This window comes from Pseudomonas sp. G1002 (assembly GCF_013385455.1).
Taxonomy (GTDB): domain Bacteria; phylum Pseudomonadota; class Gammaproteobacteria; order Pseudomonadales; family Pseudomonadaceae; genus Aquipseudomonas.
Window position 1 is genome coordinate 1 of the sequence record NZ_JACAPY010000050.1, and the last position, 26,865, is coordinate 26,865.

Annotated in this window: 31 protein-coding genes; 29 read left to right on the plus strand and 2 right to left on the minus strand. The window is 57.3% G+C overall.

The window, feature by feature from the left end:
- The 18 genes from HX801_RS28425 to HX801_RS28510 form a co-directional block, all read left to right on the plus strand.
- A partial coding sequence (locus HX801_RS28425) for a DUF4055 domain-containing protein (RefSeq protein ID WP_177023167.1) occupies window positions 1-1,280 on the plus strand: 1,280 nt, incomplete at its 5' end.
- Entirely contained in the window at window positions 1,255-2,340 is a 1,086-nt protein-coding gene (locus HX801_RS28430) for a minor capsid protein (protein ID WP_177023168.1), read from the plus strand. The genes HX801_RS28425 and HX801_RS28430, both read left to right, overlap by 26 nt.
- Window positions 2,341-2,422: 82 nt before the next feature.
- On the plus strand, window positions 2,423-3,151 hold the full coding sequence (locus HX801_RS28435; RefSeq protein ID WP_073842713.1) for a hypothetical protein: 729 nt from the start codon (window positions 2,423-2,425) through the stop codon (window positions 3,149-3,151).
- 12 nt (window positions 3,152-3,163) lie between these two features.
- Window positions 3,164-4,126, plus strand: coding sequence for a major capsid protein (locus HX801_RS28440; RefSeq protein ID WP_177023169.1), 963 nt, complete (start codon window positions 3,164-3,166; stop codon window positions 4,124-4,126).
- Between the two features lie 46 nt (window positions 4,127-4,172).
- Entirely contained in the window at window positions 4,173-4,763 is a 591-nt protein-coding gene (locus tag HX801_RS28445) for a hypothetical protein (RefSeq protein WP_177023170.1), read from the plus strand.
- A 59-nt stretch (window positions 4,764-4,822) separates the two neighbouring features.
- Window positions 4,823-5,326: a DnaT-like ssDNA-binding protein gene (locus tag HX801_RS28450; RefSeq protein ID WP_177023171.1), complete on the plus strand. Its 504-nt coding sequence runs from the start codon at window positions 4,823-4,825 to the stop codon at window positions 5,324-5,326.
- Between the two features lie 38 nt (window positions 5,327-5,364).
- A complete protein-coding gene (locus HX801_RS28455; RefSeq protein ID WP_177023172.1) occupies window positions 5,365-5,556 on the plus strand; it encodes a hypothetical protein in 192 nt (63 codons plus the stop codon).
- A 45-nt stretch (window positions 5,557-5,601) separates the two neighbouring features.
- Window positions 5,602-5,970 carry a hypothetical protein gene (locus HX801_RS28460; protein WP_177023173.1) on the plus strand — a complete coding sequence of 123 codons (369 nt, stop codon included), beginning with the start codon at window positions 5,602-5,604 and terminating at the stop codon, window positions 5,968-5,970.
- Window positions 5,967-6,563: a hypothetical protein gene (locus HX801_RS28465; RefSeq protein WP_177023174.1), complete on the plus strand. Its 597-nt coding sequence runs from the start codon at window positions 5,967-5,969 to the stop codon at window positions 6,561-6,563. The genes HX801_RS28460 and HX801_RS28465 overlap by 4 nt, the downstream gene beginning before the upstream one ends.
- The gene (locus tag HX801_RS28470; protein ID WP_177023175.1) at window positions 6,560-6,976 is read left to right on the plus strand and encodes a phage tail terminator-like protein; all 417 of its coding nucleotides are present in this window, start codon (window positions 6,560-6,562) and stop codon (window positions 6,974-6,976) included. The genes HX801_RS28465 and HX801_RS28470 overlap by 4 nt, the downstream gene beginning before the upstream one ends.
- A 72-nt stretch (window positions 6,977-7,048) precedes the next feature.
- The gene (locus tag HX801_RS28475; protein ID WP_010211415.1) at window positions 7,049-7,705 is read left to right on the plus strand and encodes a phage tail protein; all 657 of its coding nucleotides are present in this window, start codon (window positions 7,049-7,051) and stop codon (window positions 7,703-7,705) included.
- 3 nt (window positions 7,706-7,708) lie between these two features.
- Window positions 7,709-8,089: a phage tail assembly chaperone gene (locus HX801_RS28480; RefSeq protein WP_058419808.1), complete on the plus strand. Its 381-nt coding sequence runs from the start codon at window positions 7,709-7,711 to the stop codon at window positions 8,087-8,089.
- A 47-nt stretch (window positions 8,090-8,136) separates the two neighbouring features.
- The gene (locus HX801_RS28485) at window positions 8,137-8,409 is read left to right on the plus strand and encodes a DUF1799 domain-containing protein (protein WP_177023176.1); all 273 of its coding nucleotides are present in this window, start codon (window positions 8,137-8,139) and stop codon (window positions 8,407-8,409) included.
- A 27-nt stretch (window positions 8,410-8,436) separates the two neighbouring features.
- Complete coding sequence (locus HX801_RS28490) at window positions 8,437-11,448, plus strand: phage tail tape measure protein (protein WP_177023177.1); 3,012 nt, start codon at window positions 8,437-8,439, stop codon at window positions 11,446-11,448.
- A 3-nt stretch (window positions 11,449-11,451) separates the two neighbouring features.
- The gene (locus HX801_RS28495) at window positions 11,452-11,790 is read left to right on the plus strand and encodes a phage tail protein (RefSeq protein WP_177023178.1); all 339 of its coding nucleotides are present in this window, start codon (window positions 11,452-11,454) and stop codon (window positions 11,788-11,790) included.
- A gap of 11 nt (window positions 11,791-11,801) precedes the next feature.
- Window positions 11,802-12,554 (plus strand): phage minor tail protein L, encoded by a 753-nt coding sequence (locus HX801_RS28500; protein WP_177023179.1) that lies wholly within the window; start codon window positions 11,802-11,804, stop codon window positions 12,552-12,554.
- Between the two features lie 2 nt (window positions 12,555-12,556).
- Complete coding sequence (locus HX801_RS28505) at window positions 12,557-13,321, plus strand: C40 family peptidase (RefSeq protein WP_177023180.1); 765 nt, start codon at window positions 12,557-12,559, stop codon at window positions 13,319-13,321.
- A 25-nt stretch (window positions 13,322-13,346) separates the two neighbouring features.
- Window positions 13,347-13,562, plus strand: a complete 216-nt coding sequence (locus HX801_RS28510) for a hypothetical protein (RefSeq protein WP_177023181.1) — start codon at window positions 13,347-13,349, stop codon at window positions 13,560-13,562.
- Here HX801_RS28510 and HX801_RS28515 read toward each other — a convergent pair.
- Complete coding sequence (locus HX801_RS28515) at window positions 13,530-13,787, minus strand: hypothetical protein (RefSeq protein ID WP_177023182.1); 258 nt, start codon at window positions 13,785-13,787, stop codon at window positions 13,530-13,532. The two genes, HX801_RS28510 and HX801_RS28515, sit on opposite strands and share 33 nt — an antisense overlap.
- An 81-nt stretch (window positions 13,788-13,868) precedes the next feature.
- Window positions 13,869-14,129, minus strand: coding sequence for a protein L (locus HX801_RS28520; protein WP_177023183.1), 261 nt, complete (start codon window positions 14,127-14,129; stop codon window positions 13,869-13,871).
- 210 nt (window positions 14,130-14,339) lie between these two features.
- On the opposite strand from HX801_RS28520, the gene HX801_RS28525 reads away from it, so the two are divergent.
- The 11 genes from HX801_RS28525 to HX801_RS28575 all read left to right on the plus strand — a co-directional run bounded on the left by HX801_RS28525 (window position 14,340) and on the right by HX801_RS28575 (window position 26,859).
- A complete protein-coding gene (locus tag HX801_RS28525) occupies window positions 14,340-15,230 on the plus strand; it encodes a hypothetical protein (RefSeq protein ID WP_177023184.1) in 891 nt (296 codons plus the stop codon).
- A gap of 410 nt (window positions 15,231-15,640) precedes the next feature.
- Window positions 15,641-16,993, plus strand: coding sequence for a hypothetical protein (locus tag HX801_RS28530; RefSeq protein WP_177023185.1), 1,353 nt, complete (start codon window positions 15,641-15,643; stop codon window positions 16,991-16,993).
- Window positions 16,994-17,186: 193 nt separating this feature from the next.
- Window positions 17,187-17,531 carry a hypothetical protein gene (locus HX801_RS28535; protein WP_177023186.1) on the plus strand — a complete coding sequence of 115 codons (345 nt, stop codon included), beginning with the start codon at window positions 17,187-17,189 and terminating at the stop codon, window positions 17,529-17,531.
- Between the two features lie 55 nt (window positions 17,532-17,586).
- Window positions 17,587-18,168, plus strand: a complete 582-nt coding sequence (locus HX801_RS28540; RefSeq protein WP_177023187.1) for a tail assembly protein — start codon at window positions 17,587-17,589, stop codon at window positions 18,166-18,168.
- 59 nt (window positions 18,169-18,227) lie between these two features.
- Complete coding sequence (locus tag HX801_RS28545; protein ID WP_177023188.1) at window positions 18,228-22,187, plus strand: phage tail protein; 3,960 nt, start codon at window positions 18,228-18,230, stop codon at window positions 22,185-22,187.
- A gap of 337 nt (window positions 22,188-22,524) precedes the next feature.
- A complete protein-coding gene (locus tag HX801_RS28550) occupies window positions 22,525-23,205 on the plus strand; it encodes a hypothetical protein (protein WP_177023189.1) in 681 nt (226 codons plus the stop codon).
- Between the two features lie 188 nt (window positions 23,206-23,393).
- Window positions 23,394-24,020, plus strand: a complete 627-nt coding sequence (locus HX801_RS32345; RefSeq protein ID WP_371316598.1) for a hypothetical protein — start codon at window positions 23,394-23,396, stop codon at window positions 24,018-24,020.
- Entirely contained in the window at window positions 24,020-24,574 is a 555-nt protein-coding gene (locus HX801_RS28560; RefSeq protein ID WP_177023190.1) for a tail fiber assembly protein, read from the plus strand. Before HX801_RS32345 ends, HX801_RS28560 begins: the two co-directional genes overlap by 1 nt.
- 57 nt (window positions 24,575-24,631) lie before the next feature.
- On the plus strand, window positions 24,632-25,165 hold the full coding sequence (locus tag HX801_RS28565) for a glycoside hydrolase family 19 protein (RefSeq protein ID WP_177023191.1): 534 nt from the start codon (window positions 24,632-24,634) through the stop codon (window positions 25,163-25,165).
- Window positions 25,162-25,677: a lysis system i-spanin subunit Rz gene (locus HX801_RS28570; RefSeq protein WP_177023192.1), complete on the plus strand. Its 516-nt coding sequence runs from the start codon at window positions 25,162-25,164 to the stop codon at window positions 25,675-25,677. The genes HX801_RS28565 and HX801_RS28570 overlap by 4 nt, the downstream gene beginning before the upstream one ends.
- A gap of 12 nt (window positions 25,678-25,689) precedes the next feature.
- Window positions 25,690-26,859 carry a hypothetical protein gene (locus HX801_RS28575; RefSeq protein WP_177023193.1) on the plus strand — a complete coding sequence of 390 codons (1,170 nt, stop codon included), beginning with the start codon at window positions 25,690-25,692 and terminating at the stop codon, window positions 26,857-26,859.
- Window positions 26,860-26,865 lie beyond the last annotated feature (6 nt).

Genomic DNA, 26,865 nt, shown 5'->3' on the forward strand with positions numbered 1-26,865 from the left:
AGAACGAAGACCGAAACCGGGCTTACCGTGAGCGCGCGGTGTTCAAGAACGCCACCGGGCACACCCGTAATGGGCTGCTGGGCCTGGCCTTTCATAAAGACCCGACGCTGACTGTCCCGAAGAAGCTGGAATACCTTCAAGACAACGCCAACGGCTCCGGGGTGAGCATTTACCAGCACTCACAGGGCACGCTTGAAAAGGTGCTTGAAGCTGGTCGCCACGGTCTGTACGTCGACTATCACCAAGACGACGGCATTGGCGGGCACTCGGTGATCCTTTCCTACTGCGCCGAGGACATCATCAACTGGCGTACCGGTATGGTGAACGGCCATAGCGTTTTGACGCTGGTAGTGCTGCGCGAGTCTCCGGAAATTCCTGATGGCTTCGGCTACAAGACGGCTGAGCAGTACCGGGAACTGGCGCTTGAGGATGACGGGTTCGTTTGTCGTGTTTGGCGCCGGTCCGGTCCGAAAGGTGGCGGGCCGCTGGCGGTCATCGAAGAGTTCAGGCCGGAAGGCGTAACCGGTCGCCTCAAGGAGATTCCGTTCACCTTCGTCGGGGCGCAGAACAACGACCCAAGCATCGACGAGTCACCGCTGTACGACATTGCGATGATCAACCTAGGCCATTACCGGAACAGCGCAGATTACGAAGACAGTGTCTTCTGGTGCGGCCAGGCTCAACCGTGGATCAGTGGTTTGGATGAGCAGTGGGTGAAGCTACTCGAGGCGAAGGGTGTTTATGTCGGTTCGCGCGCGCCGATGCTCCTCCCAGCGGGCGGCGCCTTCGGTTACGCGCAGCCGGCACCGAACACGCTGGTCAAGGAGGCCATGGCCGATAAGAACCAGATGATGATCGAACTGGGCGCGCGGATGGTGGTGGCGTCTCTGTCGTCCAAAACGGCGACCGAGGCCCGTGGTGACCAATCGGCGTCCACATCAGTGCTGGCCGGCTGCGTTGCAAACGTCAGCGAGGCCTACACCCGGGCGATCATGTGGTGCTGCGCCTACATGGGCATTGCTGACAAGAAGGTCGCCTACCAGGTGAATCAGGAGTTCGTCGAACTCACGGCTGATCCGCAGATGATCACGGCATTGGTTGGCTTGTGGCAGCAAGGCGGTTTCGCTAAGGCAGACCTTCGGGCCTACCTGCGCAAGCTGGGCCTGATTGCGCCAGAGCGTACAGACCTGCAGATCGACGGTGAACTGGAAGAGCAGAGCGACGGCCTGGGCCTGGATGACGAGGACAAACCAAATGGCGGTAAATCCGGCAGTACTTGATGCCACGATCCGGCACGCGGTCTTTCTCGAAAAGCTCAAGGCGGGAGAGGTGGGCAAGTTTGCACCCTTCCTCAAGGAGATTGACCGATCTATACGGGATCGACTGACCCAGTCGGACCTGACCGAGTACAACGTCAAGCGCCTGGAGGCGCTGCTGAAGGAGGTGGACAGCCTGTTGCTGGGCATCTTCGACCGCTACAGCGCGCAACTGAACCTCGACCTGGTGGACATCGCCAACTACGAGGCCGAATTTGAGGCGACCAGCCTTGCCAGGTCGGCGCCGGTTGGCGTGTCGCTCGATGTGGTAGCACCAACGGCTGCTGCGATCCGTTCGGCAGTGCTGACGAATCCGCTCAGTGTGCGCGGTACCGGCGGCGGCAAGTTGCTGAAGGCCTTTATCAAGGGTTGGACCAGTGCAGAGCGTGAACGCGTTACCGGCACTATCCGGCAGGGTTTCTTCGAAGGGCAGACGAACTTCCAGATCATTCGCAACATTCGCGGCACCAAGGCGGCAGGGTACAAAGACGGCATCCTGGCCACTACCAACCGCAATGCCAGCACGGTCGTGCACACCGCAATTCAGCATGTGTCGTCCCAGGCGCGCATGGAGGTCGCCAAGGCCAACACGGACATCGTGCAAGAGATCCAGATGGTGGCCACGCTGGATAGCAAGACCAGCCAGCAATGCCGATCGATGGACAAACGCAAGTTTCCGGTGGATTCCGGCCCAAGGCCGCCTTTCCACCCTAACTGCCGCACCACCTTCATTCTGTTGACCAAGCTCAGCGCGATGTTCGCCAAGGGCGCAACGCGTGCCTCGGTGGGTGCAGATGGGGGACAGCAGGTAAGTGCTGATCTCGATTACTACCACTGGCTTCAGCAGCAGCCGGCATCGTTCCAGGACGTCGCCATCGGGCCCGTCCGCGGGAAGCTGTTCAGGGAGGGCGGGCTGACCGTCGAGCGCTTCGCCGAACTGCAGCTTGATCGCAACTTCGCACCGCTCACTTTGGCGCAGATGAAAGGATTAGAGCCGCTGGCATTTGAGCGGGCAGGGATTTAACCGAACACATTCAACTAGCCGCCTACGGGCGGTTTTTTATTGCCTGCAAAGCGGGCGAAACATACCCAAGGGGTGCATCAACGTGGCAGAAGAAAACGAAATCGACCTGGAAAACCCGGCAATCAAGGCCGCTATCGCGACTGCCGTTGAAGCATCCGTTTCCGGTTTGAAAACCAAGAACTCGGAACTGCTGGGCAAGCTGAAGGAAACCTCCGGCAAGCTGACCCAGTTTGAAACACAGTTTGAAGGCATCGACATCGACGCAGTCAAAGGCCTGCTCAGCCGCGCAGGGCAGGATGAAGAAACCAAGCTGCTGACCGAGGGCAAGGTGGACGAGGTGTTCAATAAGCGCACCGAGCGCCTGCGTGGCGAGCACGACAAGCAACTGAAGACGCTCGCCGGTCGCGCTGAAAAGGCTGAAGCCTTCGCCGCGAAGTTCCAGGGCAAAGTCCTGGGCGACTCGGTACGCGGTGCAGCACTGAAAGCCGGTGCATTGCCGGAAGCAACCGACGACATCATCTTGCGCGCCAAAGGCGTGTTCTCACTGAACGAAGAGGGCGAAGCGGTCGCTGTTGACGAGAATGGCCAGACCATCCTCGGCAAAGACGGCAAGACCCCTCTGACTCCGCTCGAATGGGCCGAGTCTCTGCGCGAAAGCGCACCTCACCTGTGGCCAAGGGCTTCAGGGACACATGCCCCGGGCGGGGGCGGCGGCCAGGCTGCATCGAAGCGCTCCGAAATGACCTCCGAGCAAAAGCGCGATTTTCAGCGCAAGCACGGCCAAACCGCATATCTCGCATTGCCCAAATAAGGGGAAAGACCCATGGCTACAACTGTCAACAGCGACCTGATCATCTACAACGATGAGGCGCAAACTGCTTACCTGGAGCGCATCCAGGATAACCTGGACGTGTTCAATGCCTCGTCCAACGGCGCGATCGTCCTCGACAACGAACTGATCCAAGGCGACTTCCGCAAGCGTGCTTTCTACAAGCTCGGCGGCGGTCTGGAACACCGCGATGTCAACTCCGACGGCAAGGTCACCGCCAAGAAAATCGGCGCTGGTGAAGCTGTAGGCGTCAAGGCTCCGTGGAAATACGGCCCGTACCAGACCACCGAAGAGGCGTTCAAGCGTCGCGGTCGTGCCGTAGATGAGTTTTCCCAGATCATCGGCGCCGACGTAGCTGACGCTACCATCGAAGGCTTCATCGAGTACGCCACCGGCGCACTCAAGGCTGCCATCGGTTCGAACGCCGCAATGGTGGTGTCTGCCAACATCGAAACCGACGGCAAGAAGACCCTGACCCGTGGCATGCGCAAATTCGGCGACAAGTTTGGCCGTATTGCGCTGTGGGTTATGCACTCGTCTGCCTATTTCGACATCGTTGATGAAGCGATCGCGAACAAGGTCTACGAAGAAGCGGGCGTCGTGATCTACGGCGGCCTGCCTGGCACCCTGGGCAAGCCGGTGCTGGTGACCGACAAGGCGCCAGTGGATGCGATCTTCGGCCTGCTGCCGAATGCCGTGGTGATCACCGAGTCCCAGGCCCCGGGTTTCCGTTCTTACGACGTGAACGACGAGGAAAACCTGGCCATCGGTTACCGCGCCGAGGGCACCGTCAACATCGACGTGCTGGGTTACAGCTGGAAGGAAACCACGGGCGGTACCAACCCGACTCTGGCCGCCGTCGGCTCTGCTGCGAACTGGGTCAAACACTCGGACAGCAACAAGGTCACCGCTGGCGTAATGATCAACCTCACCACCACGCCACCAGCCGGCGGCTGATTACCACCCCAGAAAGCGGTCAGTGATGGCCGCTACGGAGATTCCGATGGAACTCGTTTATACAAACCAGCTTGACGGCTTTGAGCCTGGCAAGCGTTACCGCGTCCCGGGCCTGTTCCGCAGTATTGAGCGCGATGCAACGGCAGTTACCGTGGTGGGTGACTATCCCGAAATCGTCACGGCATACGAAGATGCTGGCGTCGATGTTGAGGTGGTAGCGTCGCCAGAGCCTGTTTTTGTCGGCACGCAGGTGGGCGCCTCTGGTGAACTGTCTCAGCTGCTTGCAACTCTGCAAGCCGAGAGTGGCGCAATGGTTCTGCTGATCGATGGCCTGGAGGCTGGCGAAATCCAACGCCCAGAGTCAGGTGAACTGGCGTTGCGCTTGTTTGAAGTGCTGGGCACCATCCATGCATCGGTTGGAGAGCTGACCACTGAGCGTGACGGCCTGGCCTTGACTGTCGATGCGCTGCGCGCCGAGGTTGAAGCGCTGAAGAAGTCTGCACTCACGCCGCCGGCTGATGAGGCCGGTGAAATCGCGGCGCTGAAAGCAAAGCTCGACGAAGCCAAGATTCAGTATCGGGCCAACGCCTCCAAAGAATCCCTGGAAAAGCTCGTCGCTGAGTTGCCCAAGGAGTAATACTGCTGGCTGTCGGTCACCCGGCGGCCAATTTTCAAACCATTCCAGCGAGTTGACGCATGACACTCATCATCGAGGACGGCACCGGCAAGCCTGACGCCGAAAGCTACGCGAGCGCCGCGGACCTGGCCATGTATGCCGTGAAATTCGGCACGGTCATTCCTGTAGGTGTTCCGGAGCAGGAAGCGCTGCTGCGCCGGGCCGCCTTGGCAATGGATGGCATGACCTGGAAGGGGCGCAAGACGAACAGCGAGCAGGCTCTGTCCTGGCCGCGCCGGGAAGTCCTGCTGGATCACGAGATCAAGCCGAACAACTACCTGCCGGCGCGGATCCAGTACGGCCAGATGGCCCTGGCCGCCGAGATTCATCAGGACGACATCGATCCGGTGGAGAAGCGCAAAGGTGCAGTGCTGCTGGATCGTGTCGAGGGTGCGGTAACGCGGCAGTATGCGGCGATCCCGAACACCAGCGGCCGACTGTTGCCGGCTGCGCCGGACCGACCCAGCGCAACGCAATTTGCTGATTACCTACAGAAGCGCGGGTTGTTTGCTGTAAGAGCCTGATGGTAGCGTTGTGCCTCTGTATGCAGAGGCGTAATAAAATGACGAAATTGGAAGCTTGGACTCGATTTGCTGAAAGTGCATTGATCGGAGTCATAACCGCCAAAGGAAACTCAATTCCACATGACAACCCAACAAAAACAGCGGCGAGTTACGCGGATAGCATGTTGAAAGAGTGGGAGAAAAAAAAGAAACAACTCGAAGATGAGCGACTCGCCGCTTACAGCGAATAATTTTAGCCCAGCCATCGCGCTGGGCTTTTCACATCTGGAGTCACCATGGTCTTCTATGACGAAATGGCCGTGATGGCTCTGGAGATGATCACAGAGTTCGGCCAGCCCGTGACCATCAGCAAAACGGAGCCGGGCGAGTACGACCCGGAGACGGGCGGCGAAGCGCCAGGCGCAACTGTCGAGCAAACTGCCCAAGGCATCCTGCTCGACTTCACCGGCCAAGAATTCCAGAACAACAGTCTCATCCGGCAGGGCGACAAGAAGTTGAAGATCGCCGCGCAGGGTTTAGCTTGGTCGCCCGGTCTGCTGGACAAGGTTGTCGCCCAGGGCCGCACCTGGGCAATCGTCCCGCCGATGAAAGAGGTAAACCCCGCCGGCACGCCGATTCTGTATGAGTTGCAGGTGCGGTCATGAGTCGGGCAGGCGCCGGCCAATCCGGCAGCTTCGCCCTGAGTCTGGCTGAGTTCGCAGCTCAAACCAGCGAAGCCATCGACGCCAGTGTGCGCGAGATCATCATCGAGGTCGGCAGCAGCCTGATACGCATGTCTCCCGTGGGTAACCCGGAGATCTGGGCGCAGAACGCAGTTGCCACCCAGTACAACAAGGCCGTCGACGATCACAACAGCGCGCTGCGTAGTGACCCGGCCAACCTCACGAAGGGCGGCAGGCTCAAGAAGGGCCGCAAGCTCAACGACGGCATGGACATTAAGGCGCCTGAAGGCTACGTCGGCGGCCGGTTCCGTGCGAACTGGCACATATCACTCGGCGTGGTCGAGAGCGTCACGTTCGACGAGGTCGACCCGAGCGGCACCGAGACAGTGGCTGCCCTGGCCGCCGCGATGAGCGATTTCACCGCCGGCCAGATGGCCTACATCATCAACAATTTGCCCTATGCCATCCCGCTGGAGTTCGGCCATTCCACCCAGGCTCCCGGCGGCATGGTCCGGGTAACCGTGGCTCGCTTTCAGCAGATCGTGCTGGAGGCCATCAGGAACAACCAGGTATGAGTCACGCAATCATCGCTTCGATCTACGAGGCCAAGCTCATCGCTTGGAGCGCTGCCAGGTCGGAGAAGCTGAAGATCGTCTTCGAGAACACGGCCTACACGCCGGCGGCGGGCGAGACCTACCTACGAGCGTTCACTATCCCGGGCGACACCGCGAGCAACACGCTCGGCGGTGATCACCGGCTGTTCACCGGGGTCTTCCAGGTGAGCATCATCGCGCCGGCGGGCACGGGTAAGACCAAGACGAACCCTGTAGCAGCTGAGCTGACCGATCTGTTTCCGCTATATGCCAGGGACACGAAGGGCTCCGTCACCTTGGTGACGATGTCGCCGGTCGACCAGGGCCCCGGCATCACCGGTGATTCCACGTACACCGTCACGGTCTCGTTCTTGTACCGAGCCGACACGAACTGATCCCGCCCACTGGGCAAACCCACGAACTCGCCATTGAGCGGGTTTTTTCATATCTGCAAAGAGGAAATACCCATGGGCTACAAAATTCCGGACGGCGGCACCTTCCAGCACGGTGCCACCTATGGCCCGGACATCCCGTTTTCGGCACTGAGCAACGCGGCTGAGGCCGTGGCCACTGTGACTGGCGGCACACTGTCGGCTGGCGACATCGTGATCGTCACATCCGGCTGGACTCGCCTGGGCAATCGGGTTGTGCGTGTGAAAGCCGCCACTGCCACCGCCATCACCCTCGAAGGCATCGATACCACCGACGTGCAGGTCTACCCGGCCGGCTCCGGCATCGGCTCGCTGAAGAAGGTGCTGACCTGGGTACAGATTCCGCAAATCACTGACGTGGCTTTCGCCGGTGGCACCCAGAACTATCTGGACGTGGTGTTCCTGGAAGACAAACAGGGCCGCCAGATGCCAACCGACAAAGCGGCGGCCAGCTTGGCGCTGACCATTGCAGATGACCCGGGCCAGGCGTTCAACGCCATCCTGCGTGCAGCGGATGCCAGCCAGACCATTCAGGCTGCGCGCCTGAACCTGCCGGGCAACGACACGCTGTTCTACGGCGCCTTCACCTCCTTCTCCAACCAGCCGACTGTGTCCCGCAGCAACTTGCTGACCCGCACCGTCAACCTGGCGCTGCAGGGCGAACCGACCCGTTACCTGACAGCGGTGGCGTAACCCATGGCAAAGATCAGAATCGCCCAAAACCCGACGTTCAAGGCCTTCGTGTCGATCCCTATCGTTGGGGGTGAGCCCGAGAAAATCGAGTTCACCTTTAAGTATCGGGATCGCCCGGGGCTTGCCGCGCTGTTTGATGAGTGGAACCTGAAGCGCGATGAAGCTCGGACCTCCCTGGGTGAAAGCCCAACGCTTTCCGAAATCGTTGCCGCTGACACTGAGCAGCAGTCGCAGCAGATCAAGGACTTGGTGGTCGGCTGGGGCTTCGATGACAAGTTCGACGACAAGAGCATTCGAGCGCTGGTGACGTCCTGCCAGGGCGCCGCTGAGGCGGTCGTGAATGCCTACCAGAGCGCCTTCAATCAGGCCCGCTTGGGAAACTGACGGACGCTGCCCGCGCACTCTACGCGCCGGCGGCACCGGCTGAACTGATGGGCCTGTTCGGGCTTTCCCCGGCCGACCTCGAAGAGGTAACCGAGGTATGGCCCTGCAACTGGCCGGCGTTCTACCTTTTCAACAGGATGTCGACTCAGTGGCGGGCCGGCGCCGGCGGCGCGATCGGTCTCGACTACACCTGTCTCCTCGACGTGGCCGGGTTCCTCGGCATCAAGAAAAAGAAACTCGCTGAAATCTTCCCTGACCTTCAGGTGCTGGAAGGCGAAGCCCTGCGCGTCATGGCGGAGGAAAGGGAAAACAGCCCGTAACCACGGGCACTTATTCAAGGTGAGTCGATGAACATTGCAGAACTCGGCGTCAAGATCGACTCGGCCGATGCGATCCAGGCCAAAACGAGCCTGGATGAGATGGCGAAGGCTGGCGGCCGGGCCGAGCAATCCGCCGTCAGCCTGATGAACGAAATGCAGGCGCTGGAGAAATCGCTTTCCACCAGCGCCAAGACCACGCAGGGCCTGGCAAAGCAGCGGGACGCGCTCGCCAAGCTGACGAAGACTGGCGCCTACGGCGAGGCCGAGGCCGCGAAGATCTCGGCTCAGCTCGATAAGCAGCAGATCGCTCTGGCCAAGTCCGCGATGGATGAGCAGAAGGCGCTCAACAGCCTGCTGGGGGCGATTGACCCGGCACGCGCCGCGCTCGCCAAGCTGGATACCCAAGTCGAGCAACTGGGCAAGCACCTGGACGCTGGGCGTATCAGCCAGGAGCAGTACAACAGCGCCCTGGGCAAGATCGACAAGGATTACGCGAAGCTCGAAAAGACCACCACCGGTTTCGACAAGCTGCGCCTCGGCACCCGCCAGGCGCAGGAAAACGTCGTGCAGTTGGGCAATGCGCTTTCCTCTGGTGACTGGGGAAGTGGTGTGCGTGCGGTTGCTCAGTTGGGCGCCGGGGCTGGGGCAGGCGCTGCCGGGCTGCTCGCCATCCTGGGCCCACTGGCTCTGGCCACCGCAGCAGTGGGCGGCCTGGCGGTTGCCTACTACAAGGGCAGCGAAGAGCAGGACAAATACAACAAGTCGCTGATCCTCACCGGCAACTACGCGGGAGTAAGCGCTGGCCAACTGGGAGATATGGCGCGCCAGGTGAGCGCAACGGTCGGTACCACCGGCCAGGCCGCCGCCGTGCTGGCGCTGCTGGCTGACAACGGCAAGATCGCCGGGGACAGCTTCACCGGCATCACCCAGGCTGCCGTGTCGATGCAGGAAGCCACCGGCAAGGCGGTGAGCGAGACTGTCGCCGAGTTCTCCAAGCTGGCAGACGACCCGGTAAAGGCCTCTGCTGCGCTGAACGAGCAGTACCACTACCTGACGGCCTCGGTTTACTCGCAGATTGCCGCGCTGGAAGCGCAGGGCGATCATGCGGGCGCCGTGAAGCTGGCGACCGAATCCTATGCAGATGCAATCAACGAGCGCACGCCGAAGATTCTGGAGAACCTGAGCTTCTGGGAGCGAGGCTACAACGCCGTTGCGCGTGCTGCTGACAACCTCAAAAACATCGGCCGACCGGACATTGGTGCAGACATCGAGCAGGCTCGCCGCGACCTGACCGATGCGCAGAAAGGCAATATTGGCCTGTTCCAAAACCAGAAGGAAATGATCGAGTTCCGGCAGAACCGCCTGAACATGCTTGAGGACGAAAAGGCTGCCCAGGCCGATATCGCCAGGTGGGAAGGCGAGCAGGCGAAGGCGCAGGGCGATGCCGTTTCGTCGATGGCAAAGATCGATGCCCTGACCAAGTCGTCGTGGACGAACGAGCAAAAGCGCACTGAGGCGATCAAGGAATATAGGCGGCAACTCGACGATATCCGCAAGGTTGACCCGAAGGACTCGCGGCTCGATCAGTCGGCGATCGACAAGAATATTTCCAATATCAACGATAAGTTCAAGGACCCGAAAACAGCCGGCACTCAGGTTGACCTGACGGGCTTCAATGATGCCAAGAACAACCTTGCAGCGATCGTTGATGAGTACAAAAACACCCAGAAGCGACTGGACGCCGCGGAGAAGGCCGGGCTCATTTCTCAGGCCGATTACGCGCTGAAGCGTGAAGCCCTGATCGGCAACCAGCGCGACGAGGTGACCGCAGCCTATGAGGCCGAGATTGCCGCGCTGGAGGCTGTCAAAGGCAAGAAGGCGACAACGGCCGCGCAAAGCATCCAGCTGGACCAGAAGATCGCTGACGCGCGCGCAGGGATGGTCAAGGCGCAGAAGGAGGCCGACAGCCAACTTGAGGTGTTGGCCACTAACGAGACCGGGCGTCTGGCCAAGCAGGAGCGGTCAATCACCACCTACGTGCAGGCCCTGGCTCAGCAGCAACGAGCCTTGGAGCTTGCCGGCCAACGTGCAGTACTTGGCGTGGGCCAGGGGGACCGCCAGAACGCACTCAATGGCGAACTGAACAGCCAGCAAGACCGGTTTGCTCAGCAGTCGCTGGAGTTGGCCAACCAGAAATCCGACCCGTCGCGCAATATGTCGGAGGAGGAGTTCAAGCGAAAATCGCAGGCACTCGCGGATGCGAACAAAGCTGCAACTGACCAGATCCGGCAGAACTACGCGGATGTGGAGAACGCCCAGGGCGACTGGACGAAGGGCGCGACGTCTGCCTGGGCCAACTACCTGGATTTGGCGAAGAGCATTGCCGGGCAGACCAAAACCCTGTTCGGCAATGCCTTCAGTTCCATGGAAGATGCGGTGGTTAATTTCGCGCTGACTGGGAAGCTGTCGTTTGCTGACTTTGCCAAATCGATCCTTGCGGACATGGCGCGGATTGCCACTCGACAAGCGAGCTCACAGCTACTCAGCAGCTTGTTTGGCGCAGGTCTGAGCTATTTCGGCGGCAGCGGCTCTGGCGGGGCAAGTCAGGCTGGGTACACCGGTACCGACCTTTCAAACTTCACCCCGGGCAGCATTCAGGCCAAGGGTGGCGCCTGGTCGGGCGGTGTGCAGATGTTCGCCGACGGCGGTGCATTCACCAACACTATCGCCACGGGCCCAACATTGGCGCCCATGGCGCTGTTTGGCGAGGCCGGGCCGGAAGCAATCATGCCGCTCACCCGCACAGCCAACGGCAAGCTGGGTGTTTCTGCGATTGGAGGCGGCGGAGGCGGGGTAAACCTCAGCCTCAGCATGCCGATCATCCTGACGGACCAGGAGGCCGGCCGCCCGGACGGCGCCGAGTTCGACGCCGAACTGTTCCAGCGCAACATGGAGACGCGCACCCGGCAAATCGCAACAGAAGAGATCGCCAAGTCTTGGCGCCAAGGCGGCGTGAGCAGCCGAAACGTAAAAGGATGATTTATGGCAATCGAGCGATTCACCTGGGCCACTGAAAAGGGCGTCGAGGGTGACATCAAGCAGCGCGTACGCACCACGCAGTTTGCCGACGGCTACGCGCAGTCGACCGAGGACGGGATCAACAACAAATCCCAGTCTTGGCCGGTCACCTTCACCGGCATGAAGGGCCGGATCAAGGACATCATGGACTTCATCGACCGGCACAAGGGGGCTAAAGGTTTCCTCTGGGAGCCGCCCCTTGGCGATCTGGGCCTCTACAAGTGCAACGGCTACAAGCCAGTGCACCGCGGCGGGCAGGTGTACGCGATCACCGCGACCTTCGAACAAACCTTTTCACCCTGAGATAAACACCCATGGCACTGATCACGGACATCCAGAAACTGGAGCCCGGCGCCGAGATTCGCCTGTTCGAAATTGACGGGACTGAGTACGGCGCGGATTACCTGCGCTTCCACGGTCACGCGATCCCGCACACGCCCGAGGAGCTGCTGGCCTACGAGCACTCGGAGGAGGACCTGCCGGCCAAGTCGATTTGGTGGCAGGGTGCCGAGTATGCGGCCTGGCCGGTGCAGATCGAGGGCATCGGCTCCAATAGCGATGGCACGGCCACCAGGCCGACGTTTGCCGCCGGCAACATCAATGGGCGCGTCACTGCGTTGTGCCTGGCCTTCGAGGACATGCTGAAGTTCAAGCTGACTGTTCGCGAGACCCTGGCCCAGTACCTGGACGCGGCCAACTTTCCCGAAGGCAACCCAACGGCCGATCCGACACAGGAAGGGCTGGAGATCTGGTACATCGACCAGAAAACCAGCGAGGACGGCGAGGCGGTGGTCTGGGAGCTGTCGTCCCCGGGCGAGATCGATAACCACGGCCTGCCCGGGCGCCAGATGACCACGTTCTGCCACTGGGCCATGACCAATGGTTACCGAGGGCCGGACTGCGGATACACCGGCGCGTCCATGTTCGACGATGAGGACAATCCCACGGATGACCCGGCCAAGGACCAGTGCAAGGGTTGCTTGTCGTCCTGCAAGTTGCGCTTCGGCGAGAACAACGAACTTTCCTTCGGTGGATTCCCCGCCGTGTCCCTCATTGCCAGGAGCTGACCATGCACAAGCACATCATTGCGGCGATCAAGGCGCATGCGGCAGCGGAGTATCCGAAAGAGTGCTGCGGGCTGCTGCTGGCTGTAGGGCGGGCGCAAAAGTACTTCCCATGCCGGAACATCGCCACGGAGCCGAACGAAGAGTTTCGACTTGATCCTGAGGACTACGCTGCAGCGGAGGACCTGGGCGAGGTGATCGGCATTGTCCATTCGCACCCGGACGCAACCAGCAGACCTTCACCTCATGACCTGGCCATGTGCGAAGCCACTGCTTTGCCCTGGCACATTCTGTCGTGGCCCGAGGGTGACTTGCGCACGATCACGCCAACGGGTAACACGCAGCTGCTCAAGCGGCCGTTCGTGCATGGGGCCTGGGACTGCTGGCAGGTCTGCGCTGACTGGTATCAGCGTGAGTGGAGGCTTGAGTTCGAAGCCTTCCAGCGCACCGATGGCTGGTGGGAGAGTGCGGAGAACGCCAGCCTGTACGAGCAGCATTACGAGGCTGCCGGCTTTGTGCGCGTCGACCGGCCGCAGCGCGGAGACCTGATCGTCATGCACGTAGGGCGGACGGTTCATCCGAACCATGCCGGGATCTACCTGGGCACTGATCCAGCTCTACCAGGTGAAGAGTCGGGCGCCTTCGGGCCTGGCCCATTTCTTCTTCACCACCTGTACGGCAGACCCTCCGAGATCATCGTCTATGGCGGGCCTTGGCATGACCGGACACGCCTGATCCTAAGGCACAAAGATGCAAAACAACCAACATGACGCGGCATGGCCGCAGGAGAGAGTTATGGATCAGCCATTTGAAGTGACCGAAGACGGGAAGGTGCGCAGTGTCGAAGTCGGTTGTGATACCAGCCAGGTACTAGTTTCGGTTGAAAAATTTGGTATCACGCTACCGGTAGACATTGGAAAGGACCGCGAGGCGAAAGCCGACCTTCTTGAGCGCCGACTTTCGAGTCTAGAGCAAGCTTTAGACCTTAATCCTTTTGTGACCATTAAATAGGTCAGAAATAGCTTGTGGATTTGGTTTTATGACCAAATTTTTAGGCATGCTTTCGGCTACTCGAAGAGCGTATTTTTGAGCTGCATCGAGGCCTTCGTTGCCCTGTGTCTGGGCCAGTTGATGGACAAGGCCAGAAATTACGCAATTGAGGTTTTGAATGTCGGATCCATGGGCGTTCACCGCCTCTACCAATCGTTGATTCAGTACTTCTTGGTCGTTGCTCATCTAGACCTCCTAGGTCATAAACGCGCCGAAATTGGCGCAAACCCAGTCCTAGGGCTTGCAGGCGGAGGACTGGGAAATCCTTTACGCTTTTGTTGTAGTCTTGACGATCAGCTGCCACTTCACTTCGACCTTCGGGTCGGCGTGCTGGTGTCGGTTTTGAGGGGGGAACTTATCGCCTTTGTTGGAAGTGATCTCATCACCGCAACCTGTGCATCGGTAGATGCCTGACGCAGGAACAGGCGAGCCTATGCCGAAGACGTATTTCCACTCATCTGCTGCATCGAGGATCGTTGGAGCAGTCTGCTTGATGTGATGGGCGGTGTTCGCAATTATCTCTGCCATCTTCAATCCCTCGCGTGGCTATGCTAGAGGCATAAAGCTACTACGCCTCAAACTAGATCTGCCACTGGCATTCCATCCACGCTGGATGCCTGGCCAGGTCAATTTCCTCTCAGATTGATTGGATGTGCTGATGCGTCTCACCGCCTGGCAAATTTCTAGATTGCCCACTATTCTCCGTGAAAATGGCATATTGCCATCGCGGAGGCGGTCATGAGAGCTAGCTTGGTATTGACAGGTACGATTTTGCTATCAGCTTGCACAACCGAACGAATGACCGACCCAGCAATTGTGACTTCGATTAACGAGAAGTCAGAGTTTACAACTCTGACTACAACTGCCGACCGCAGGATATTTATCATAAACAACGTCACCAATCGGACGTGTGGCGAGCCACCCGCTGGCGTGGCGGAAAATATCAGTGCAAGTTTGAGCAATTCGCTTTCCGTCGCGTTGAAAACGCAGGCAGGCGACCCCTCGGCGAAAAATTCATTTGCTGAAAGCGCGGCGAAAACCGTTGCTAACGTATCGCAAAAAACACAGGGACTGATGCTTTACGAAGCTATGTCGTCAGGCCTCTGCATGGCCTTTGCTAATGATCCAAAAATGACAGCAACTCAATATATTGAATCACTGATAAATGCAGGAAAAGTGACTGCCCCCCTTATTGAATTGGAGCTGGCGGCAAGCAGAGGAAAGATTGGGCCTACAGAAAAAACACTCGAACCCGGCGGTGTCACAAAACCAGCACCGGTGACACTCTCAGGAACAAGCACGTCTGCTGATGGCGCAACTGCCGCCGCTGTGGCTGCAGGCTCTACAGCGGTAGCTCTTGCCACACAAAGCGCGGAAGCAGGGCAGGCGGCGGGAGTTGCTATATCTGAGTCCATGCCAATAGGTGCATCAACTGCTGAACAGCAATCAGTAGTAAAGCAAGTTACGGCACAGACAGTCACTCAAGTGAGTGGTAGTTCAAAAGAAGGTCAAAAAGCTGCAAAAAATGCGGTAGATACTCTTTCACAGTCATCCAGCGATGTCATTGACAAGGGGGTCACGCGAAACGTTTTGAACGCTCTCGAAAATATGAATCGGTCTCTTAAGTAAGACTGGATTTCATGCAACCGATCCCCAGTGCTACAGTCCCGTCAAACCAACGAGGGAGCGACATGCGCATCCCGGCGGTTGCGCCAAGGCATTAGGTCGTGTCCTAGGTGGCTGATTGCGCTGAACGCCAGGTGAACTAGAAGAGATTTCGCACGTGAGCCTTGGTCCTGTAGATGACTCCCCGCGTCTGACCTTGTTCGGGGCGCCAGCGTTGAGACTCCTTGTATATAGTCTTCAATTCTTCTGGCTTATCACCTCCTCTTATTCTGTGAGCGATTTGACGCCATGCATATTTGGCGACGCATTCTCCTGCAGTGCATGCAGGAAAATGTTCAAGCAAAAGGCTAGTAGAATTAGGTGGTATGATGTTAAATTGCCTCTATGAGTGGGTTTTATAAAGGTTAGCTAAGATGTCCGAATGTATTTTACGATCGCTCAGGGTAATCTGTCTTCTTTTCATATTTGTAGGCGCGGTTCAAGCTGACGAAGGTCAAGAAAGTAAAGTGGCGCAAGATTTAGCTTTTTTTAAAGAAGTTAGCCAGTTAAAGATAGGCTCTCTTAAGGAAATCGTTCAGAGAGACGTTGCGGCGATTAATGCAAAATTTGAATCGCTGGAAAAAAGAATTGATGCACAAAACGCAAAAATTGACCAAGGGCTTAGTCTTCTTGGAACTCTGCTCTCTGGCCTGGGCATAGTTTTAACTGTTTTTGGTGTGTTTAGTTTTATTTCATTGCAATCAAGGGCTAAACAAGAAGCGCGCCAGGCTGCTTTAGAGTGGTTTAAAGCTAATGCCGAATCATTAAAAGGTGAGATTTTTTCACTTCAAGAGCGGCTGGCAGGTTTAGAGCAGCAAGCAACGGAAAGTATTGCAAAGCACGTTCAATGGGTTGAAGCAGGAGCACTGGATGCTAGGCAACAGATACAAAAATCAATAGGGGCTCCTACTGAGGGCCCCCCCGATGTCGCCGCCCAATCAGCATTAGCACTTGCAGAGGCGGTACAAACAACTAAGAGTAAGCCAGAGAAAGATTACGATTTTTCTGACTTCGCTAACTTGGCGTTTGATTATTTTAATAAGGGGAATAAGGCTCGAGCAGCTGAGTTTTGGGAAAAGGCGGCTAAGCATCCAAACGCTTCGGACGAGGAGGCTGCAATATCACTTTTCAACTTGGCGGTGACGTACAGAGATTTAAATCTCGTCTATAAGTCTTTAGCGACGTTTGATTCTGTTATAGAAAAATTCTTAGATAACTCTTCGGCAGGAGCTAGAATGTATGCAGGAAAGGCTATTATTAGCAAGGCATATGCTCTCAGCGATCAAGAAGACAATGAACAAGCAACGCAGGCTTATTTTAAGTTTTTTGAGTGGGCAGTTCGTTATAGTTATGATGGTTTGGCAGAGTACATATCTCAAGCAAGGAACGGTTTCGGATTTATGTTGCTTTGTGAGGCTAAAAAGAACTGGTCGAATACTGTTATTCGCACAAGTAAGTTGACAGAGGCGTTCGATAATTTTGGCAAGGCTTTGGATCAGGTTGCCTCTGAGCCATACGCTCTTGGTAATCTAGCTTACTGCGAGTACCTTATGGGGTCGGCAGAGGATTATGGTCGTGAAAAATTAAGGGAGGCATTGATGCTTGGTGGAGAACGTTTCTACAATTCAACTCTTAAGGATTTTTCGATTTATAATATTCCAGTTGTGGATGATGCTTTTGAGGCTGTTGTAAGGTCTGAGTGGGCGGACCTATCCAGTCGAAACTAAAAGCTAGAAGCAACAGATATTCACTGGCGCTTCACCATTTTCAGTAGTTTTGTTATGACTTGTGTAGTGATTACTCGCTAGTGAAGAGCTCTTTCTCGTTCTTGAGCGTGCAGGATTCCGCCCCGCCCTCGCTAGGCTTTTTGCGTCCGCTTGACTTGGTGCTAAAGTCCCGCCCAAATAGAGAGGGAACGACATGCGGATTTTCATAGCAGCGGTAGCGGTGGCGATGCTGGCGGGGTGCGTTTCACCCAGCGACCTGCGCACGAATACACCTACCGTCAGCGCGACCACGAAAAAAGAGCCGAAGAAGTATGCCTTGTGCGTATTCCCTCACTGGCAGGATGCAAGGTCTGAGGCGACGATGTCCGAAACCGAGAACGGTTACCGCCTTGTGATCGGCGCGATGCAGTTGACCGACGAGCTACTTGAGATCAACAAGACCTCCAACGGAAGCTCTGTCGTCTTTTATCAGCGGTCTGCATGGGCGCCAGGAGTTGGCCGCACAGCGATCGAGGCCGCGGTCCGCAACTGCCTGTAACTCAAATCGAATTTTCAGCCCGCTTCGGCGGGCTTTTTGTTGCCTGGAGAAAAGAATGTCAGCGCTCGCGATCAACTATCAACCCATGACCACAATTTTGCTTTACGGGCAGCTAAGGCAGTTCGGTAGATCGTTCCGACTGTCCGTGCGGTCGCCGGCGGAAGCAATCAAGGCGCTTTGTGTGCAAATCCCAGGCTTCGAGCTGTTTCTGTCCAATGCGAAGTCAAGGGGCATTGAGTTTGCTGTATTCCGGGGCACGAAGCCTCTGGGGGAGGGGGAGCTTGGATATGCCGGCTTTGGTGAAATTCGAATCGCTCCAGTCATCACCGGCAGCAAGCGCGCAGGACTCCTTCAAACGATCATTGGGGCGATCCTCATCGCTGTTTCTTTCATTCCTGGATTTCAAGTTCTTGCTGCGCCTGGTGTCGCCCTGGTCGCCGGCGGTGTTATTCAAATGCTCAGTCCCCAGGCCGGCGGCCTGAAGACCAGCGCTGCGCCAGAGAACACGCCCGGCTACGCCTTCGGCAGCGCCAAGAACACCACTGCATCCGGGAACCCGGTACCGCTTTGCGCAGGTGAAAGGGATTGGGGCGGCGCAATTGCTAGCGCCGGGATTTACGCTGAAGACCAGATGTAGCCAAAACACAAAGCATCGCAGCCGCCCGAGAGGCGGTTTTTTATTGCCTGGAGAAAAGCATGGGCGCAGCAAAAAAGATTGATATTTACGGAGCAAAAGGTGGGTCAGACAAGCCTAAAACGCCGACCGAAGCTCCCGACAGTCTGCGCTCGATCGCGCTCGCAAAGATGCTCATAGCGGTTGGTGAGGGTGAGTTCGAGGGCATGCCAACTGACAGCGATATTCGCGTTGACGGCACGCCCCTGCGAGATCCTCAAGGCAATATGAATTTTCCCAACGTGAAGTGGGAATGGCGGACAGGTTCGGTCGATCAGCCTTATATCCAGGGAATCCCGTCGATCGAGAATGAAATCACTATCGGTGTCGAGCTTCGCAGCATCACACCTTGGGTTCGAGCAATAACCAATACTCAGCTCTCCGCCGTCCGCGTGCGCCTAGCGTGGCCTGCGCTCCAGTCGGTGGATGCTAGCGGAAACATCAACGGGTACCGGATCGAGTACAAGGTCGAACTGGCTACCGACGGCGGGGCTTATCAGCAGGTTCTTAGCGAAGCTGTTGATGGAAAGACCACGACCGTATACGAGCGCACACGACGTATCGACTTACCAAGGGCGAGCACCGGTTGGCTGATGCGGGTCACACGAACGACCATCAATCAGAACAACAACAAAATCTCCGACACCATGCAGATCGCGGGCTTTACAGAGGTGATCGACGCGAAGATTCGATATCCAAACACTGCGCTTCTGTATATCGAGTTTTCGGCGGAACAATTCCGCAGCATTCCGGCCATTACGATCCGCTGCAAAGGGCGAAAATGGCAGGTGCCGAGTAATTACGATTCCGCATCCCGCAGCTATAGCGGCATCTGGGACGGAACATTCAAAGAGGCCTGGACCGACAACCCTGTTTGGCACACTTACGGCATCACCACGAACGACCGTTTCGGCCTTGGCCGTCGTATCAAGCCGTGGATGGTGGACAAGTGGGAGCTCTACCGCATCTCGCAGTACTGCGACCAACTGGTGCCGGACGGGAAGGGTGGCCAGGAGCCGCGATTCATTTGCAATCTGAATCTGCAGAGCAAGGCCGACGCCTGGTCGCTGCTGCGTGATATCTCGGCCGTCTACCGGGGCATGACTTACTGGGCCCAGGGCCAGGTATTCACCCTGTCGGATATGCCGCGCGCTACCGACTTCGACTTTGCCTACACCCGGGCGAATGTCATCGATGGCAAGTTCACCTACTCGAGCGCATCGGAGCGCACCCGCTACACGCGGGCGCTGATCAGCTACGACAACCCGGGTAACAACTTCGACACTGACGTCACAGCTGTGACCGATGCCAAGTTGCAGCGGCGCTACGGTGACAACCCGCTGGAGATAAGCGCTATTGGCTGCACCCGCGAATCCGAGGCCCAGCGCCGGGGCAAGTGGGCGCTGCTCACGAACTCCAAGGATCGGGCGGTTACCTTCAAGGTCGGCCTCGACGGGCGCATCCCGCTGCCTGGCTACGTGATCCCGATCGCCGACGAGCTGCTAGCCGGTCGGCCGGTTGGCGGTCGTATCTCGGCGGTGAATGGCAAGGTCATCACCCTGGACCGGGACACCCAGGCCAAGCCCGGCGACCGGCTTATCCTCAACCTGCCCGACGGCAAGTGCGAAGGGCGCACCGTGCAACTGGTCAGCGTTCGGCAGGTCACCGTGACCACTGCGTATTCAGTCGCGCCTGAGCGAGAACTGGTGTGGGCTCTCGACGCTGACGACCTGGCCATCACGCTGTACCGGGTTACCAGCGTTTCTCGGCCCGAGCCTGGCGTGTTCGAAATCTCGGCTGTGCAGTACGACCCGAGCAAGTTTGCGCACATCGACACCGGCGCTCGGCTGGAAGAACGGCCGATCAGCGTTATCCCGATTACCGTAGTTCCAGCACCGGCCAGCGTCACGCTGACGTCGAGCTACGCCGTAAACCAGGGGATCGCTATCAGCACCATGAACATTTCGTGGCCCGCGGTGAGCGGTGCGGTCGCCTACGACGTGGAGTGGCGCAAGGACAGCGGCAACTGGATCAAGGTGCAGCGGACAGGTTCGACCAGTATTGACGTCACCGGCATCTACTTGGGCGCCTATTTGGCCCGGGTCCGCTCGGTGAGCGCCTTCGAGATATCGTCGATCTGGAAAAGCTCCAACCTGACCAACCTGAAAGGGAAGGTCGGCCTGCCACCGGCAGTGTCGTTCCTGACCACCACCAGCGAGTTGTTCGGCATCGGCATCAAGTTGGGCTTCCCACCAGGCGCCGAGGATACCCAGCGCACCGAACTGTGGTATGGCGCTGCAAACAATCTTGGAACCGCTACCAAGCTGGCCGACCTGGCGTATCCGCAGGCCGACTACCGCATGCAATCACTGTTGGCGGGCGCTCGGTTCTTTTTCTGGGCGCGTCTGGTGGACCGGACCGGAAACATTGGGCCGTTCTATCCGGTGGTGAACGGTGTGATTGGCCAGGCCAGTTCGCAGGCCGGCCCTATCCTGGACTTGATTGCCGGCCAGATTGGTAAAACCGAACTGGCTCAGGAGTTGGTCAAGGAGATCGAGTTGATCTCCGGCGACGGTCCGGGTTCTGTGAACGATCGCTTGGAGCAGGCCAAGCAGGAGCTGGAAGACCTGATCGATCAGATCACGGATGCCCTGGTCTACGATCCGACCAAAACCTATGCCGCCGGCGACGTAGTGCGGCAGGGCCAGCACCTGTACCAAGCCATCGCGCCGGTAGCGAAAAGCACTACGCCTCCCAATGCCCAGTACTGGTTCGATATCGGCACCATTGCCGAGACAACCCAGGCCATGGCGTTGCAGATCCAGCAGAACAAGGCGTCCATCGACACCGTGGACGGCAAGGTCACGGCACAGGCATCGGCACTGCAATCGCTCCAGGCGAGCTGGAGGGAGGACAGCGGGGAGGGCGACCTGGCGGACGCCCTGAAAGGTTGGGATGCCACCGCCAAGTTCGCTGAGCAGGTCAAGGTTCAGGCCTCGGACAACCGAGCGCTGGTTGAGCGAACCACGTCGCTGGATGCGGCGGTAGGGCAGAACAGGGCCGGGCTTACCTCGCTCGAGCAGGTGGTGGCCACTGAAACCCTTGCTTCGGCGACACGACTGGATCAGTTGAAAAGCAGTGTCGACGGCAACACCGCTGCGATTGGCAGCGAGGCAGCGACAAGGGCTGATGCCGATAGTGCTCTTGGGATTCGCATCGATCAGGTGGGGGTCACCGTCGGCAATAACGGCGCAGCGATCAGCCAGGAGGCAACCGCCCGGGCGAATGCGGACACCGCGCTCGGCCAAAGAATCGATACGACACAGGCGAAGGTTGCAGAGAACTCGGCAGCCGTTCAAACGGTTACCGATTCCCTGGCCGACACCAGCAAGGCCGTCGCCTCACAGTCCACCACGCTTCAAGCTGTTGTTGGCGGCGGGCGGGACGGTACCGACGAGGGGGACCTGGCCAGCGCAATCAGCGAGGTGAAGAACAAGGCTGCCATCCAGATCACGGCCAGGGCCCAGGCTGACACCGATGGCAAGCTGTCCACGATGTGGGCGGTGAAAATGCAGGTGAACGCCAATGGGCAGTACGTGGCCGCCGGCATCGGCTTGGGTATCGAGCAGAACGCCGAGGGTTTGCTGCAAAGCCAGTTCCTGGTGAGTGCTGATCGGTTTGCGGTAGTGAATACGCTGGCGGGTGGAGGCTTGGTAACGCCGTTTGTAATTCAAAACGGGCAGGTGGTCATCGACACGGCATTGATCAGCAGGGCGTTTATTCAGGAAATCGTGCTGGGCATGACGCTGCGTTCTGAGGCTGTCGATTCCAAGGGCCGGCCGCTGCTGGAGATCAACGTTAAGGCGGGTACGTTCACGCTCCGTGGTGAAGGTGCTGGCGGTTCAATTCTGCTTGATAGCACTGGGCTGGCTGTGTACGACGGAAACGAGAAGCGTCGCGGGAAATTTGGGAGACTGTCTTAATGGACGAATATGGCCTGGGAACGTGGGACGAAAACGAGGTCCAGCTGCTTGGGCCTGCGTCATTCACGATGAGGGTGGTGCTATCCACCCTTGTTACCTTCGCCAGCGGCGGGGGAGCTTCGACTCAGTCATTTAGTGTTCCTGGCTGCACGCCGGCAAACAGCTTTGCGGTAATCGTGCCTGTCGCTGCGTACAACGCAGGCAATCAATTGCACCAAGTTCAATTTGAGCCAGAGATGTTGGATGGCTCAGTGCGAGTTTGGCGGGGTCACCGAACGGCTGTTAATGGCCTTTATGCATTCGGAACTCAACGACTTATCGTCTCGAGGTTTAGGTGATGTCCTACGGGTTTGAGTTCATCAATAATTCGGATGTAGTAACGGTTGATTCGGAGTTTGCTCGTATTGTGGTTCTGTCGAAAGGGCGCTTTGTTCCAACCCAAGAGTCTGGAATGGGGTCGATGACATATTTCGATAAACCAGTAACCACTCAGGAGCCGCCGTTGGTTTTCGTAAAGCCCGATCGTGTTGCGGCCGTCGCTGGCCTTTGCAGGGTCCTGATTACGGGTTCACCTGGTAACTGGACGGGCTTCTACGTGAGGGCCTACAACAATGCTACCGCACAGCCAAATGGCAACTACTTTGTGGCCGCATTTCAGGTGAGCCCCAGTTCTGGATATGGAGCCCAGCTGTTTGATGGGAATGAAAGTCTGATTTTTGACTCGGGTAGCCCCGTCGCCGTATTCACGAAATCCTATCAGTCTTGGTCATACGTAACGTCTGGCACCGACTCTCAGGGATTGCCGATGGTTTATTTCAGCGTCCCGTTTGATTTTTCTTCGCCCGACTACATGCTGATTAACAACCTCGGCATGGATATGGCTGGAGCACAAACACGAGATGTCAGCCTTTATTGTTGGTGGGATTTCCCTGGTAACCGGATATGGGCGATCACCATTGGCGCAACAGCAATGAGTACCCTGTACTTGCCTGCCGTTTTTGCACGTAGCCAAGCGTAGGTCTTACTTCATATAGAGCCCGCCTCGTGCGGGCATTTTTTTGCCCGGAGAGAAATATGCCTTGGTATAGAGCCGGCACAGTTGCAGTTACATTGAATTCAAATACGGTCACTGGCACAGGCACGTCGTTCAGTGCCAACGGGCGCGTAGGTGACGCATGGACTGGGCCCGATGGGCGCTGGTATGAGGTGACCAACATCGCCAGCAACACTGTGCTGACCATCTCACCGAACTACCTGGGGGCTACAGTCTCTGCGGGTGCGTACGCCTTGGCTCCGATGCAGGGCTACGTGAAGGACTCCGCCGATCAGCTCCGGCAGATCGTCAACCAATGGGGCGCAACCCTGGCAGGTCTGGGCACGGTATCCACGCAAAACGTGGTTTCTGTGACCATGGGCGGTACCGGCGGCACCAGCCAGGCTACAGCCCGTGCTGGCTTAGGGCTTGGTAGCGCGGCGGTGGCCGCCATTGGATACGCGGACGGAAACGTCGCAGACGCTTACGCGACTGGCAGAACGCGCACAAGCGTGGTTCAAAGCTGGTTGACGAACGCTGTGCATGGGCTTGATCCGAACCTCTACCCGCCAGGTTCTCCGGGCATGCCGTCCGGCGGTACGGGCTACTTTTACAAGCAGATTTTTCGGCACTCTGATGGCTCTAACAGGCTGACGGTTGCCTGGCCTTATGGGCTTGCTGGCAATTCGGGCACCATTAAATTTCAATCGATTTACGACGGTGCCGTAACACCTTGGATTGAGATCTATCACACCGGGAACACCACTCGCGCCGCTGACGGCACACTGAAGGCTATCTAATGACCACTCGCGCAGCAGTAAACATTCTCGGTGCCGACGGCGCCGTCATCGATGTCACGTCTTTGGGCGTTAGCACCATCACCACCGAGCATCCGGGCCCTGGCCAGTATCTGGTGCACGGAACGCTTGGGATGGTTCCACCACCAGAGGGCTGGGGTTTTGTTCTGAACCAGGTCGACGCGGCTTGCTCGGTAGACATCGGTTACAACGAGGGCGTGCTGGCTGTCAGCGTGGCCAAGGATGGCGAGCCCGCCGACTTGGTGCACAGCATCACTTTGCATGTGGCCGTGGACTCCTTGCCCGTCCAGGTGGTGCCGGAGCTGACAGCACCTGCAGCTGACCCGCTGGAGTTGGCTCAGGCCGAGACCACACGGCTGCGGGCTGTTGCTGATTATGCGATCGCGCCACTTCAGGATGCCGTGGATGTCGACGAAGCGACGGACGCAGATCTCGCGGCGCTCAAGTCCTGGAAGAAATACCGAGTAGCGCTGAGCCGGGTTATCGAGCAGCCGCAATACCCGGATGTCATTGAGTGGCCTGTCGCGCCTGCGTAACTACCGACGTTCTACACCGCCCGCCCTGAGCGGGTTTTTTATTGCCTGGAGAAAAGCATGCCGATCACTGAGCAGCAGTTGCTGCAAATACTCCCGAACGCCGGCCGCCAAGCCGGCGTTTTTGTTCCTGTGCTGAATACGGCCATGGCCAAGTACGGAATCGTCACGCGACTGCGCGTCGCCGCCTTCATCGCCCAGGTCGGGCATGAGTCGGGGCAGTTCCGCTGGCTGAAAGAGTTGTGGGGCCCCACGCCGCAGCAAGCTGGGTACGAAGGTCGTTCCGATTTGGGCAACAAGGTGAATGGCGATGGCTTCAAATACCGTGGCCGTGGCCTGATCCAAGTCACCGGCCGGGCCAACTATGCCGCGTGCGGCGAAGCGCTGAGCCTGGACCTGCTCAATAAGCCTGAGCTGCTCGAGCAGCCGCAGCACGCCGCGATGTCGGCGGCGTGGTTTTGGTCCTCCCGTGGACTGAATACCTTGGCTGACCAGAGCGATTTTCTGAAGATCACCAAGCGCATCAACGGTGGCACCACCGGACTTGCCGACCGCCAGGCGCTGTACGACAAAGCGCTGAAGGTGCTGGTGTGACTCTGGCGCAGAAGTTGGCCGTGGTACTGCTGGCTATGGCCGTGAGCTTCGGCGCCGCCTGGCAGGTACAGGACTGGCGTTATGACGGGAAGATGGCAAAGCAGGCGGGACAGTTCCGGACGGACCTGGACGCGATCGGTAATGCCGCAACCGCCCAGGCCCGCGCCGAGCAGGACAAGCGCCTGGCCACCGAGCAGCAACTGGCCGCTGCCGATCAACAACACACCAAGGAATTATCCGATGCCCAGCGCAACCAGGCTCAGCTGCGTGACCGCCTTGCTACTGCTGATGTGCGGCTGTCAGTCCTTCTCGACGCCACGGATTCAGCCAGTGGCTGCGACGTGCCTCCCACCCCCGGCGCCGTCGGCGTGGTTCATGCAGCCCGTCGAGCCCAACTTGACCCAGCGCATGCTCAAAGAATTGTCAGCATCACCAACGAGGGAGATCGTGGAATAATCGCCTTGACCGCCTGCCAGTCGTATGTCAGACAGATTACTTCAGGTGGAAAATAATAATAGGAACGTATGAAAATCGAGCAATTTACTGAACTCACCTTGGCTTACTGGCGGGCTTATTTTACCAGGCTTGCTCGTGCGGATAAGAACCGTGAAATTGAGACTGGTGGAAAGAATATTTTATATCCCTCCATACTGCTGGTGACGAGTTGTGATGGATTTTTTGTTGCTGAACTATTGGGGGCATCAATCGATTACGTCGGCTTGACTCTGAAGAAAAGTAAAGAACCTTCTGTTTACAAGCTTTTAAGTCAATTTGACGACTCAAGCAATGCGGCGCTATTTTGTTGTGATTCGGAGTGTAATGGGTTTCAGGGCATCTGTTTGGCAAGAACAGTTGATATTGAAAGTGTAAAAAATCGTTTTCCTAATATAGATTTGTATCCTAGTACAATTCGAACCCCTGAAGGGGAGGGTAGCTTTTTAGAGTTTGGAAAAAATTTCCGGTCATGTTCTTTGGAGCGATGTTTGCTGATTAATAAGAAGGGGGATTTGTTTAGGGTAAAAAGTATCCTTTCAATGTTTGTAGTCTCAAGCTCCATTTCTCTGTATGAATTAAAACATTTCTATAGTGATTTTGGAGATCGAGACGAGATAAAATCTATTTACGTAGATGATAGGAATGGTTGTCTGTCCGTCGCGGGTCAGTTGCAGAGTCTATCTCTGTCGCCAGGAGTGCATGAGACAACTATCGGAGAGTTTATAAGGCTGCATCCTGAAATTGTATTGCGCGCGTTCTCGTGTGAGTCTTTTTTATACGAAAAAAGTTTTCCTTGGATAAAGAGCAATTATCCGATGGAGGAAAAGGAAATCAATCCAGATTTGTTGTTAAAGCGGAAAGATGGTTTCTATGATATCTGTGATCTGAAAACCGTAGCTTTTAAATGTAAGAGCTTAACAAAGGGGCGGACCTCTCGTAAGAGGTTTGTGGATTATGTGCATGAGGGTATTGCGCAGCTTGTTAATTATAGAGATTACTTTAGTATCCCGGAGAATGCTGAGTTTGCAGAAGCTAAATTTGGTGTAAAAGTTAACAATCCTAATCTTATATTGGTGGTGGGGAGTTGGGAGAATGCATCTGTGGAGGATGTCGCTAAGGCGTCTATGAACCATAGTGGGGTAACCATCATTGACTATGATACCTTTTGCCATCTTTATATAAGTGGTTCGGCGGCTTAATTTCTC